Source organism: Pseudarthrobacter xylosi (assembly GCF_055412765.1).
The window spans coordinates 1-11799 of record NZ_JBVAYT010000007.1 but is presented as its reverse complement, the minus strand read 5'-3'; the positions used below and the strand labels follow the sequence as shown (position 1 = coordinate 11799).

Here is an 11799-nt window from a genome sequence, read left to right as displayed (position 1 = left end):
TCGTGTGGTGTCAGGGCCATAAGGCTTCCTTATCCGTCCACGCAGAATACGTCTTATCCACAGCCGCCTGCAGTCCATAGGCTCGAAAGACGCAAGTCCCCTCACTGATGAACCATTGGAAGAGAACATGTCTGAATTCGTGCCTGCATCGCGTGTTTCACGCATCAAATCGTCTCCAAGCGTGGCCGCGGCCGCCCGCGTCCGGGAGCTCAAAGCAGAGGGCCGCAGCATTCTTGACCTCACTGTGGGGGAGCCGGACTTCGATACGCCGGAACACATCAAAGCCGCAGCCGTGCAGGCAATAGCGGACGGCGAAACCAAGTACACCTCCGTGACCGGGACGCCTGCCCTGCAAAAGGCCATCCTGCAGACCCTGGAGCTGAACACCGGCCTGCACTACGCTGCCAACGAAATAACCATCGGCGGCGGGGCCAAGCAGGTCATTTTCACCGCGTTTATGGCGTCCCTGGACGACGGCGACGAGGTCATCATTCCCGCGCCCTACTGGGTCTCCTACCCGGACATGGTCCTGGCCAATGACGGCCGGCCCGTGATCGTCCCCTGCGGCGAGGACTCGGGGTTCAAACTCACGCCCAACGCCCTGCGCGGTGCCATCACCGCCCGGACCAAATGGCTGATCCTGAACACCCCGTCCAACCCCACCGGTGCCGTCTACTCGCGCTCCGAGCTGCGCGCGCTCGCGGACGTCCTGGCCGGCTTCCCCCAAGTCCTTGTCCTGACCGACGAAATCTACGACCAGATCTACTTTGGTGCAGGCAAGCTGACAGGTCTGGTGGAAGCGGCTCCCGAACTGAAGGACCGCGTCCTGGTAGTCAACGGCGTCTCCAAGGCGTACGCGATGACGGGCTGGAGGCTCGGCTACGGCGCGGGTCCGGCCGGACTGATCGGTGCCATCAACAAGCTGCAGTCGCAGATCTCCTCGTGCCCGTCCTCGGTCAGCCAGGCTGCAGCCGCGGCCGCCCTCACCGGCGACCAGTCCTTCATCCGCACCAGCGGCGAGGTGTACCGCAGCCGCCGGGACGCCGCCGTCGCCAGTCTGAACGCGATCCCGGGGCTGTCATGCTCGACGCCGGAGGGGGCCTTCTACGCGTACGTGAACTGCGGCGGGGTACTTGGGAAGACGACGCCGGACGGCAGCGTCATCAACGATGACCAGGACTTTGTGCTCTACCTCCTCGACCAGGCATCCGTGGCTGCCATTCCCGGCTCCGCGTATGGGCTCGGGCCGTACTTCCGGATCTCGTACGCAACCAGCCTGGCCGTCATCGAAGAGGCTGTCGCCGCCATCGACAAAGCCGTCCAAGCCCTCAGCTGATCCATCCCCAAACCGAAGGACACAACATGATCCACGTCAAGACAAACGTTGAACGGCCGACGGCGGACGCCGTCCTCAGGCTGTCCAAGTTCTCCTCTGCCACCATCCACGAAGCCCAGGGCAGGAAGGGTGCGCTCAGCTCCAGGATCAAGCCGATCGACCGCAGCATGTCCTTCTGCGGACCCGCCACGACGGTCCGCTGCGCACCCCGCGACAACCTGATGCTGCAGGTTGCCATCCACTATGCGGAGCCGGGCGACGTTGTCCTGGTTGCCGCCGGCGAATTCGAAGAGGCCGGGACCTTCGGCGACGTTCTGGGCAACGCCATGAAGGCCAAGGGCCTCGCAGCCATGGTGACGGATTCAGGCGTCCGGGACACCCAGGACCTGATCGAGCTGGGACTGCCGGTGTTCTCCGGCAGCGTCAGCATCAAGGGAACCGTCAAGGAAACCATCGGCCCCATCAACCACCCCATGGTTTTTGGCGACGAGATCATATATCCCGGTGACATCCTGCGCGGCGACGCCGACGGTGTGGTTGTGGTGCGTAGGGACGAGATCGAGGAAGTCATTCGCCTGTCCCAGGAACGTGACGATGCCGAGCGCGAACTTATCGGCCTGTACAAGGCCGGCGGCACCACTATCGAGCTGTGCAACCTCACCGAGGTGCTCAAGGCCAAGGGCCTGCTGGTCGAAGACGCCAGCTGACGTTGCTCGCAGGGTGCGCCGCGACTCAGCGGCGCACCCTGCGGACGTCCAGACGTGCCCTCGGCCAATACGGCACCAACCGGCGTCAGCGCCAGAATGCGGTGAGCCGCCCGGCGAGGGCTCTGCCTTGGTCGTGTCCGGCCCGGGCGGCGGGCGGACGCAGCGAGAAATCCATCGCATTGGCGCCGAACATGTGCTCGGAGTTGCTGTCCGGGAAGACCGTTTCGACTCTGCTGCCGCGGGCGCATAATTCATCCACCTGTGATGCGAGATGCATGCCCCACTCCAACGGCACCAGGGATCTGCCGCCGAAGGGTGACAGCACAAGCACCCGCCCGTATCCGGCTGCCAGATCGGCATTCTCGGCGTTGGATCGGTAGCCGCCGTCGATGTATTGGTTGTCCCCGATCCTGTAGGGACGGCCACTGGCGCAGCTGGCGGCGACGGCGTCCGCCAACTCGACTCCGCTGTGGCGGTCGAACACGACCGGTTCACCGGTCTGGGCATCGACCGCCGTGATAAGTACCGTCCGTTGCGGCCAGTGCTGACTGGGCAGCCGCGAGGCGACAGTGGTGCGCCACTGCGTTTGCCATGAGCCGTCCGACCCTGCATCCAGGTCGAGTGCCGCCGCGCCCATTCTGCGGCGCATGTCAACCGCATCCTTAGAGTCGGCAATGATCTTGCCCGTTCTCTCCAAGTGATCCATCACCGGCCTGATCGAAACGCGTCCTGGGCCGGATCCGACCGGACCGGACCTTTGCTGTGGGGCAGCGGCAAGAATGGCAGCAAACAGGTCGGCGGGGCTGGCGCCAGCTATCTGGGCCGCGGCCGTCGAGCCTGCTGACGTCCCGATGGTCAGCTCGGCTGTGGTCACGTCCAGCCCGGCATCGAACAGGCCTGCGATGACGCCAATCAGCCACGCGTTGCCTGTCGATCCGCCGCCGCCAAGGACCAGCGCTCGCTCGGGGGCCGTCGCCGGGGTGAGGTGCAGGGGTAAAGAAGGATTTGTATTCATGGGAGTCGCCTTTCGCGTGTTGCCTGGCGGGCACTCCCGGTTGCGCCTACTTCAGCCGCGCGCTCGCGGACTGCAGGGGAGTGCCCATTGCGGATACTGCGTACATGGGTCTCACCTCCTGCCGATGGATCTCGATAACGGGAATGATTGCATACCAGCGACGCCGTGCGCAATCGGCATCAGGTCGAGCTCAGCCAACCAGTGCGCGGGCCCTGGCCCCGGAGAGCTGTGGTCCGGGCAGGGGATAGGCGGCCGGGCCGGTGGCGGTTTCGTCCAGGAGCCAGAGCGTTGCCCCTGACGCGCCTCTGGGCATGATGCTGCCTTCAAAGACAAATACGGCCTGTCCCGGCTGTCCTTGGGGAAGCCAGAATCCGTTCGCGGGGCAGTGGGATCCGGTCCTCGCCGCCAAACGGCTTCCGCTCGAAGGGCCCCGGTGCGCACTGCTGATCTTTTTCACGATGTGCTCCCAATCAACTAAATCCAATGAAGAAATAACTGCCGGTTCATCCGGCATTTCATATTCAAGATTAGTTTCGTGGAAGCGCGTTTACTAAGACCAATGATGCGTGACCTGATAAGCGGATTATATGGGGCGGCTACCGTGCATATTTCTTGCTGAGTATTTCCTGAAGCATTTCTTTCAGAACGAGGAGAACAGCCGACGCCGCCTCGGAGAGCGGGTCGTGATCGGGGGTGCAGAGAGCGATCTTGCACTGCAGTGCGGGACCCACTATTCGCAGGACGTGGAAGTCCTCTTCATGGAACAGGGCGTCGGCCGCCGATTTTGGCATGATGGTGGCGCCCAGGTCTGCGCGCAGGAGCCGGGTCAGCGACGGTACGGACTCGACTTCCCCGACCAGTTTGAGTTTGAGCCCTTTGCTGTCAAAACCACCCTCCACGACCTGGCGAAGGGTGTGGATCTTCTCGGGAAGAAAGAGCCCGAAGCCGGCGGCTTCCTCCAGCGTAATTTCACGGTTTTCGGGCGCCGCCCCGAACAGGGCCGCATTGACCACAAGGTGCAGGTCCTCGACGATCATCGTGGTGAACTGCACGCCGCGGATGGGCCCCGGCTCGTAAATGAGGGCCATGTCCAGCCGGCCATTCTTGATTGCCTCGCTCAGGACGCCACCGTAGATTTCCGTGACGTGCAGGACGATGTCAGGGTACCGGCGGCCAACCTCGCCGATGATCCGGGGCGTGAGGCTCGACGCCATGCTGTATGGCGCGATCGCAATGGAGACCCGTCCGGACGGTGCGGCACCCGACGCCGCGACGTCCCGGCGGGCCTGATCCACCAGCCGCAGGATTGACTGCGCGTGCCGGTACAGCGTGTGTCCGGCCGCCGTGGGCTTGACGCCCTGCTTGCTGCGGATGAGCAGGCGCTGCTTGAGATCCGTTTCGAGAGCCGAAACCTGCTGGCTCAGGGCAGGCTGCGCCACATGCAGTGCCGCCGCTGCCTTGGTGATGCTTCCCGAATCCACGATCTGTACGAAGTACGCAAGCTTCCGCGTATCCATAGCCGCCTTCCCTCTCCCAGCACGCTATTTTGCTAATCGTACATTCTAACCTCTCCACTGACATGCAATTTCTTTATGGGGTCAGATGCATTTTGCATAATCAGGTTCTTAACCAAAGCGCGCAGTCTTTTTTACATTTCCGAAATATCTGCTCCATACATTGATGGCATCAGCGATCCAGGGCCGAAAAGACGGACTTTTATTTTTGGGTCATAACAGCCACCTATCCCGTGACATGGATTACGTCTTTGTGTGATCCAAGTCGCGGTGACAGACTTTTTGACAGACGCCCGGGAGTCCGGGCAGCCGGACCGCAGACCCCGAACGGGCCAGGATCCCGGCATTCAGTTCACTACCGCAAGCTGACTTTTGCGCCCCAGCGCGAATTGGTGCAGCCAACACCCCAGGAGGGCTCAGATGGGACCCACAGTTGATCTCGTGGCGGATCTCGGAGAAGGCTTCGGCGCCTACTCGATGGGCGACGACGCGGCCCTGCTCGAAGTGGTTTCCAGCGCCAACATCGCCTGCGGATTCCACGCAGGGGACCCGGACATCATGAACGCCACCGTGGCCGAATGCGTGCGGCGCGGTGTCAGCATCGGGGCGCATCCGAGCTTCCCTGACCTCCGCGGCTTCGGCCGGCGCGCCATGGACCTCACCGCGGATGAAGTCCGGAACGACATCCTCTACCAATTCGGCGCACTGAGCGCCTTCGCCGCCTACCATGGCACCGGCGTCGCCCATATTGCACCCCACGGACGCCTCGGCAACCTCGTGGCCACCCGGTCCGACTACGCCCAGGCCGTGGCCGACGCTGCAGCCCGAATCAACCCGGACCTGATCGTCCTGGCCCAGGACGGCGAACTCGCGGACGCCGCGGCGCAGCGGTTGCTCCCGGTCGCCATCGTTGGCATCGCAGACCGCGCCTACGAAGCAGACGGCACGCTGGTACCGCGCAGCCGCCCCGGTGCCGTCATCCACGATCCGTCAGCCATCGTGGACCGCACCATCCGGATGGTCTGCGAAGGGCTCATCGAAACAGTCGCCGGAACCGACCTGCCGATCGTCGCCGACACCGTCCTCCTGCACGGGGACACCCCTGGAGCTGTCTATCTGGCCCGGCAGGTCCGCACCGAACTTGAACGCGCCGGCGTGACCATCGCCCCCGTCGCGCAGGTCCTGGCCGCCAAAGTGAAGGCTGCCTGAGATGGCAACCACCCGGACGCCAACTCCCGTGGAAGTCTTTGAATCCGGGGACGCCGCACTGCGCGTCGTCGCCTCTTCACCTGACAGCGAGTCGAACTGGTCCACCGTGCATGCCCTGGGTGAATGGCTGGGGGCGGCAGGGGCCGACGGCGTCCACGGGGCGGTGCCCACGTATGACTCCTTGCTCGTGGAATTCGACCCCGGGGTCACCACAGCACGCCAGGTCCGTGCCTTTGTCCTGCTGGGAATGCGCCAGCTCGACTTCATCGGCGCCCCGGCCCGGGCTTCCCGCGAGTTCAGCGTCCCTGTCGTCTACGGCGGCGACTATGGCCCCGACCTGGAGCGCGTTGCCGAGCATCAGCAGCTGTCGGTCGATCAGATCATCGCCCTGCACACCACGAAGTCCTACGTCATCCGCTGCCTCGGCGCCCCCGCGGGCTCGCCCATGATGGACGGCCCCGATTTCCCGCTCCCGGTACCGCGGCTGAAGGACCCCAGGCTGTCCGTTCCGGCAGGTGCCGTTGCCGTCGCAGGCCGGCAGGCAGTCATTGCCCCGGCCATGGCCCCCGGCGGATGGTGCGTCATTGGCCAGACGCCGCTGGCAGTGCTGGACGCCACCAGCGAGCCGCTGGTTCCCTACGTGCCCGGCGACCTGCTGAGGTTCCACCAGATCCAGCCGGAAGAATTCGCCAACTACGCAGGCCGGAAACTGGAGGCGGCACGATGACCGGCTCCCTGGTAATACAGCAGCCCGGCAACTCCGTGGTCACCGACCTCGGCCGCTTCCGCGGACCCAGGTTCGGGCTGCCCGTGAACGGTGCGCTGGACCAGTTCTCCGCACGGGCGGCTAACATCCTCACCGGCAATGACGATAACGCGCCGCTGCTGGAGATCACCGCCCTGGACTTCCGGATGCAGGCCACCACGGACATCCTCATTGCCGTCACCGGATCACCCCTGTACCTCACCGTGGGCGGGCGCGAATGCCAGCAATGGGAGCCGGTGTCTGTCCGGGCCGGGGAAACTGTGGCGCTGCGCCGGATCACCGGTGGACTGCGCGCCTACCTTGCCGTCCACGGCTCGGTGCAGGCTCCGGTCCTGCTCGGCAGCTGCGCACCGGACACCGTCGTCGGATTCGGCCTGCGGCTGGGCGAAGGCACCGAACTCAAGACCTCCCGCACCGTCCCGCCTATCCGGCAGCCTTACTTCGATCTGCCGCTGTTCCGGCTGGGGCTGACCCGGCCCGAGTTCAGCAGCCGGGCCGTGGTTGAGGTCACGGACGGCCCCGACCTGGACGAATTCGGTGACACGTCCGGCCTGCTCTACACCACCGAATACACCGTCAGCGCCAGGAGCAACCACATCGGACTGCGCCTCGGCGGAGAACTTCCCGAACGCCAGTCGAGCGCCGAAGTGCTCTCCCGAGGCGTCCCGGTGGGCGCGATCGAAGTGCCGTCCCGGGAGGAACTCCTGGTGCTGCACCGCGGCCGCGGAGTCACAGCCGGCTATCCCGTCCTCGCAGTGGTCACCAGCCGCTCACTGGACGTTCTGGCCCAGGCCCGGCCGGGCCACACCATAATCTTCCGCAGGACCACAGTCCCCGACGCCACAGCGAAATACCGGGCGGCCCTGCGGGAACTGGAGAATCTCCGCTCCACTGTCAGCACCGTCTTCGCACTCCTCGGAATCGGCAGTCGACCAGGCTGGCAGCAGCTCGCCCCGGCAGTCGGAAGCTAACCACCCTCGCATCAGATTCATAGCCTTGTTACCATCCCCTTAGTAAGGAAAGCCATGTCAACTTCTACGCACGCGGCCCAGCCGCAAGAGCGGCTCAGCAGCAAGCAGACCCGCAAAGTTGTGACGGCCGGCTGCGTCGGCATCTTCGTCGAGCTGTACGACAACGGCATCTTCGCCTTCATGGCCGGAACGCTTGCCCTCGTGTTCCTGGCACCCGGCAACCCGGACAACGCGCTGTTGTTCGTCTTCGCCGGTTACGCCGTTTCCTTCTTCGTGCGCCCCCTCGGCGCCGTGGTCTGCGGATACCTGGGGGACCGCATCGGACGGCAAAAGCTGCTCGTCTTTGTCATTCTGCTGATCAGTGTTGCCACAGCGGGCATCGGCTTGCTGCCGGCCTACTCGGCCATCGGCATCGCCGCCCCGATCCTCCTCGTGCTGCTCCGGATGCTGCAGGGCTTCTCCGTTGGTGGCGAAGCTGCCGGCGCCATGACCTTCCTCGCCGAACACGCCCCTGAAGGCAAGCGCGGCATCATCACCTCCTACGCCCAGATCGCCTCCTTCGCAGCCCTGCTCACCGGCACACTCGTCGCGTTCTCCATGTCGCCCTGGCTTACACAGGCAGCGATCGACGGCGGCGGCTTCGGAGCATTCGCATGGCGCATCCCGTTCCTGGTTGCCATCCCCATGGGCATCATTGGCTGGTACATCCGCAAGGCCATCAGTGACACCCCGAACTTTCAGAAGCTGAAGGAAGAGGGCGGGCTGTCCAAAAACCCGCTCAAGGAAGCCTTCAAGTCGGCCGAACACCGCCGCGCCATGCTCCTTGCCCTCTTCATCCCGCTCATGAACGGCTCCGGCTACTACGTCCTCTTCTCCTATATGCCCACGTTCCTGAAGGGCAAGCAGCTCAACTTCACCATCGGTGAAGCACTCATCGTCACCGCCTGCAGCCTGGTGGCCATCTGCATCGCGATCCCCTTCATGGGCTCCCTCTCGGACCGCATCGGCCGCAAAAAGGTCATCGCCGGGTCTGCCATCGCCATGGCAATCGTCGGCATCCCCGCCTACGCCCTGATCGCCACGGGCAACATGGCACTGGCCATCCTCGGCGCCTGCATCATGGCCGTTGTCTTCGCCGGCCACACCGCCGTCATCCACATCCTGATCGTCGAACTGTTCCCCACCCGCGTCCGGTACTCCGCCTACGGCCTGGGCTACAACGTTTCTTCGGCACTCTTCGGCGGCACCGCGCCGCTGCTGATGACCTGGCTGATCTCGTCCACCGGCAACATCTACATGCCCGCCTTCTACGCCGTCCTCACGGCGCTGGGCACGCTGGCCGCCGTCAGCACGGTCAAGGACCGGGCACACCTGCCCCTCCGCGACGCCTAACCAGCCACCATCCAAACAGCGGTGCGCTGCCCAACGGCAGCGCACCGCACCACTTGCGGGCATCAGCGCCGCAGCACCCACCAGGAGACTTTCATGCCTTTCTCTGACTACTCAACAGCCGTCGTCACCGGCGCGTCCACCGGAATGGGCGCCGCGATCGCCGAACGCCTGACCAAGCGCGGACTCACGGTCCATGCCCTCGCCCGCAACGAGGACCGCCTGAACGAACTCGCTGACAAGACCGGCGCCGTCCCCCACGTGGTGGACCTGACCGACACCACGGCGCTGGCCGCCGTCGTCGGTGATCTCGAAGTGGACGTTTTGGTGAACTGCGCCGGCGTGTCCCGGCCGGGGAACATCCTGGATTCCAGCGAGGGCGACATCGACGAACTCATTGACGTCAACCTGCGCGGCCTGCTCCAGCTGACCAGGCTGGTGCTGCCGGGAATGGTGGAACGCGACCGCGGGCACGTCATCAACATCAGCTCCATCGCGGGCCTCTACAACTTCTACGGACACACCGTTTACCACGCCACCAAAGCCGCGGTACACCAGGTTTCCCGGCAGCTGCGCAACGACACCGTGGGCAAGCGCATCCGCGTCACGGAAATCTGCCCCGGCCGCGTCGAAACGGAAATCTTCGGCCGCAACATGGGCGGCACGCCCGAGGCGATGGAAGAGGCGTGGCAGACGTACTACGAAGGCTACGAGTCGCTGACCACCGACGACATCGTCAACGCCATGGACTACGCCATCGAAACGCCCCGCCACGTGAACGTGGGCATGCTCGAACTCATGCCCACCTTCCAGGTCCCCGGCGGCCTCACCTTCGACAGGCGCTGAGCGCCCACGCCCCGCCACCCGGCCCATTCCATACCCAGGATCGATAGGTTTTCCGATGCAAACAGTCCGCACCGTCAGCTTCCCCGACCGGCAACTCCTAGCCGATCTCTCGCCCCTGCCCGAAGGGCTGAAAGCGGTGGTGTGGGACCTGAAATCGGATCCCGACGGCGGGACGCTGAGTGAGATCGACGGCGTCATTCTCCCGTACATCGACGCCTCCGCCGTGCTGGGCTCCCTCGGCAACGTCCCGGGCCTGAAATATGTGCAGACCCAGTCCACCGGGTACGACGGGGTTATTGAGGCTGCCGGGCCGGCCGCCGGCGTTGCCAGCGCCTCCGGTGTCCACGCGGCCGCCACCGCGGAACTCGCCGTCGGCCTGATCCTGGCGAAGCTGCGCGGTATCGACCAGGCAGTCCGCGATTCGCAGTACGGGCTCTGGCGGCCGGAACGGCGGCAGTCCCTTGCCGACCGGCGGGTGCTGCTGGTGGGCGTCGGCGGGATCGGGCACGAAATTGCCCGTCGCCTGGAACCCTTCGAGGTCACCGTCACCCGGGTGGGCAGTTCGGCCCGCACCGACGAAAACGGCGGGGTGCACGCGTCCAGCGAGCTGACCGCACTGGCCGCGACGCACGACATCCTCGTCTCGGTGCTGCCCCTGAACGAGCACACCCACCAGCTGATCGGCGAAGAGGTCCTCGCCGCGCTGCCGGACGGCGCATTGGTGGTGAACGTGGGCCGCGGCTCCGTGGTGGACACGGCGGCCCTGACCAAGGAAGTCCTGTCCGGACGCCTGCAGTGCGCCCTCGACGTCGTTGATCCGGAGCCGTTGCCGAAGGACCATCCGCTGTGGTCCACCCCTAACGCCCTGATCACCCCGCACGTGGGCGGAAACGCCTCGGCTTTCCAGCCCAGGATCCTCAAGCTCCTGAGGAAGCAGCTCGAAGCCCTCGCCGCCGGGCAGGCCCCGGCCAACCTGGTGCAGAACGGCCCCTTCTAACGAACTGCGCGAACGTACACTTGAGGCCCTAAAAGCGATGGCTGTGGGGGCCACAAGTGTACGTTCGCGCCATACCGAACGACTATTCGCAGATACCGCGCAGACCGCGGCGAAGGAGCTGCTCAACTATGAATACACTTTTTGATTTGACGGGGCGGGTTGCCTTGGTGACGGGCTCGAGCCGGGGGATTGGGAATGCGTTGGCGCGGGCGTTGGCGGAGGCCGGGGCGACGGTGGTGTTGAACGGTGTGAATGCGGAGCGGTTGAAGGCGGCGGAGGCGGCGATGGCCGCTGATTTCGCGCCGGGCCGGGTGCATAGTGTCGCGTTTGATGTTACGAGTGATGCCGAGGCTGCGCGGGGTGTTTTGTGGGTGGAGGAGCAGGTGGGGCCGTTGGCGATCCTGGTGAACAATGCGGGGATCCAGCATCGGGTGCCGATGCTGGAGCTCGATGTTGCGGATTGGGAGCGGGTGATCAGGACGGATCTGACGAGCGCGTTCCTGGTGGGGCGTGAGGCGGCCCGGCACATGATCCCGCGGGGGAAGGGCAAGATCATTAATATCTGTTCGGTGCAGACGGATCTGGCCCGGCCCACGATCGCCCCGTATGTGGCGGCGAAGGGTGGGCTGCGGAACCTGACCCGGGCGATGACGGCGGAGTGGGCGGGCTCCGGGTTGCAGATCAACGGGATCGCCCCGGGTTATATCCATACGGAGATGACGCAGAACCTGGTGGACGATGAGCAGTTCAATGCCTGGATCCTGGGCCGGACCCCGGCGCACCGGTGGGGCACGGTCCAGGACCTGGCCGGTCCGGCGGTGTGGCTGGCCTCGGACGGCTCGGACTTTGTGAACGGGCAGACGATCTTTATCGATGGTGGAATGACGGTGGTGGTCTGATGGGCATCGAAACAGTGGCTCAGGGGACCGAAGATACAGCGCTGCCGGTCTCGGGTGCGGCGGTGGTGGCGTATGCGGCCGGGGATCTGCGGATCGAGGAGGTCCCGGTGGCGGCCCCGGCCCCGGATGAGGCCGTGGTGGAGGTGGCGT

The 11799-nt window shown here is 64.9% G+C and carries 12 protein-coding genes; 9 read left to right on the top strand and 3 right to left on the bottom strand.

Going from position 1 to position 11799, the window contains the following annotated elements:
- The first annotated feature begins 127 nt into the window (after window positions 1-127).
- A complete protein-coding gene (locus ACZY1F_RS14985; RefSeq protein ID WP_463942633.1) occupies window positions 128-1336 on the top strand; it encodes an aspartate transaminase in 1209 nt (402 codons plus the stop codon).
- Between the two features lie 26 nt (window positions 1337-1362).
- Window positions 1363-2043 (top strand): 4-carboxy-4-hydroxy-2-oxoadipate aldolase/oxaloacetate decarboxylase, encoded by a 681-nt coding sequence (locus ACZY1F_RS14980; RefSeq protein ID WP_463942632.1) that lies wholly within the window; start codon window positions 1363-1365, stop codon window positions 2041-2043.
- 85 nt (window positions 2044-2128) lie between these two features.
- Here ACZY1F_RS14980 and ACZY1F_RS14975 read toward each other — a convergent pair whose 3' ends face one another.
- The 3 genes from ACZY1F_RS14975 to ACZY1F_RS14965 form a co-directional block, all read right to left on the bottom strand.
- The gene (locus tag ACZY1F_RS14975; RefSeq protein WP_463942631.1) at window positions 2129-3058 is read right to left on the bottom strand and encodes a patatin-like phospholipase family protein; all 930 of its coding nucleotides are present in this window, start codon (window positions 3056-3058) and stop codon (window positions 2129-2131) included.
- Between the two features lie 190 nt (window positions 3059-3248).
- Entirely contained in the window at window positions 3249-3371 is a 123-nt protein-coding gene (locus tag ACZY1F_RS14970) for a hypothetical protein (RefSeq protein WP_463942629.1), read from the bottom strand.
- 283 nt (window positions 3372-3654) lie between these two features.
- Complete coding sequence (locus ACZY1F_RS14965) at window positions 3655-4575, bottom strand: LysR substrate-binding domain-containing protein (RefSeq protein ID WP_463942628.1); 921 nt, start codon at window positions 4573-4575, stop codon at window positions 3655-3657.
- A gap of 417 nt (window positions 4576-4992) precedes the next feature.
- On the opposite strand from ACZY1F_RS14965, the gene ACZY1F_RS14960 reads away from it, so the two are divergent.
- The 7 genes from ACZY1F_RS14960 (at window position 4993) to ACZY1F_RS14930 (ending at window position 11649) form a co-directional block, all read left to right on the top strand.
- On the top strand, window positions 4993-5781 hold the full coding sequence (locus ACZY1F_RS14960; protein WP_463942626.1) for a LamB/YcsF family protein: 789 nt from the start codon (window positions 4993-4995) through the stop codon (window positions 5779-5781).
- A gap of 1 nt (window position 5782) precedes the next feature.
- The gene (locus ACZY1F_RS14955) at window positions 5783-6508 is read left to right on the top strand and encodes a 5-oxoprolinase subunit B family protein (protein ID WP_463942624.1); all 726 of its coding nucleotides are present in this window, start codon (window positions 5783-5785) and stop codon (window positions 6506-6508) included.
- The gene (locus tag ACZY1F_RS14950; protein ID WP_463942622.1) at window positions 6505-7518 is read left to right on the top strand and encodes a 5-oxoprolinase subunit C family protein; all 1014 of its coding nucleotides are present in this window, start codon (window positions 6505-6507) and stop codon (window positions 7516-7518) included. Before ACZY1F_RS14955 ends, ACZY1F_RS14950 begins: the two co-directional genes overlap by 4 nt.
- A gap of 54 nt (window positions 7519-7572) precedes the next feature.
- Window positions 7573-8910: an MFS transporter gene (locus ACZY1F_RS14945; protein WP_463942620.1), complete on the top strand. Its 1338-nt coding sequence runs from the start codon at window positions 7573-7575 to the stop codon at window positions 8908-8910.
- A gap of 93 nt (window positions 8911-9003) precedes the next feature.
- Window positions 9004-9753: an SDR family oxidoreductase gene (locus ACZY1F_RS14940; protein WP_463942618.1), complete on the top strand. Its 750-nt coding sequence runs from the start codon at window positions 9004-9006 to the stop codon at window positions 9751-9753.
- Between the two features lie 55 nt (window positions 9754-9808).
- A complete protein-coding gene (locus ACZY1F_RS14935; RefSeq protein ID WP_463942616.1) occupies window positions 9809-10750 on the top strand; it encodes a 2-hydroxyacid dehydrogenase in 942 nt (313 codons plus the stop codon).
- Between the two features lie 128 nt (window positions 10751-10878).
- A complete protein-coding gene (locus tag ACZY1F_RS14930; protein ID WP_463942615.1) occupies window positions 10879-11649 on the top strand; it encodes an SDR family oxidoreductase in 771 nt (256 codons plus the stop codon).
- Window positions 11650-11799 lie beyond the last annotated feature (150 nt).

What these genes read in the sequence shown, in the direction of transcription:
- ACZY1F_RS14960 (WP_463942626.1), top strand. Translation starts at nt 4,993, where the DNA reads ATGGGACCCACAGTTGATCTCGTGGCGGATCTCGGAGAAGGCTTCGGC.
- ACZY1F_RS14940 (WP_463942618.1), top strand. Translation starts at nt 9,004, where the DNA reads ATGCCTTTCTCTGACTACTCAACAGCCGTCGTCACCGGCGCGTCCACC.
- ACZY1F_RS14955 (WP_463942624.1), top strand. Translation starts at nt 5,783, where the DNA reads ATGGCAACCACCCGGACGCCAACTCCCGTGGAAGTCTTTGAATCCGGG.
- ACZY1F_RS14935 (WP_463942616.1), top strand. Translation starts at nt 9,809, where the DNA reads ATGCAAACAGTCCGCACCGTCAGCTTCCCCGACCGGCAACTCCTAGCC.
- ACZY1F_RS14930 (WP_463942615.1), top strand. Translation starts at nt 10,879, where the DNA reads ATGAATACACTTTTTGATTTGACGGGGCGGGTTGCCTTGGTGACGGGC.
- ACZY1F_RS14985 (WP_463942633.1), top strand. Translation starts at nt 128, where the DNA reads ATGTCTGAATTCGTGCCTGCATCGCGTGTTTCACGCATCAAATCGTCT.
- ACZY1F_RS14950 (WP_463942622.1), top strand. Translation starts at nt 6,505, where the DNA reads ATGACCGGCTCCCTGGTAATACAGCAGCCCGGCAACTCCGTGGTCACC.
- ACZY1F_RS14975 (WP_463942631.1), bottom strand. Translation starts at nt 3,058, where the DNA reads ATGAATACAAATCCTTCTTTACCCCTGCACCTCACCCCGGCGACGGCC.
- ACZY1F_RS14965 (WP_463942628.1), bottom strand. Translation starts at nt 4,575, where the DNA reads ATGGATACGCGGAAGCTTGCGTACTTCGTACAGATCGTGGATTCGGGA.
- ACZY1F_RS14980 (WP_463942632.1), top strand. Translation starts at nt 1,363, where the DNA reads ATGATCCACGTCAAGACAAACGTTGAACGGCCGACGGCGGACGCCGTC.
- ACZY1F_RS14945 (WP_463942620.1), top strand. Translation starts at nt 7,573, where the DNA reads ATGTCAACTTCTACGCACGCGGCCCAGCCGCAAGAGCGGCTCAGCAGC.
- ACZY1F_RS14970 (WP_463942629.1), bottom strand. Translation starts at nt 3,371, where the DNA reads ATGCCCAGAGGCGCGTCAGGGGCAACGCTCTGGCTCCTGGACGAAACC.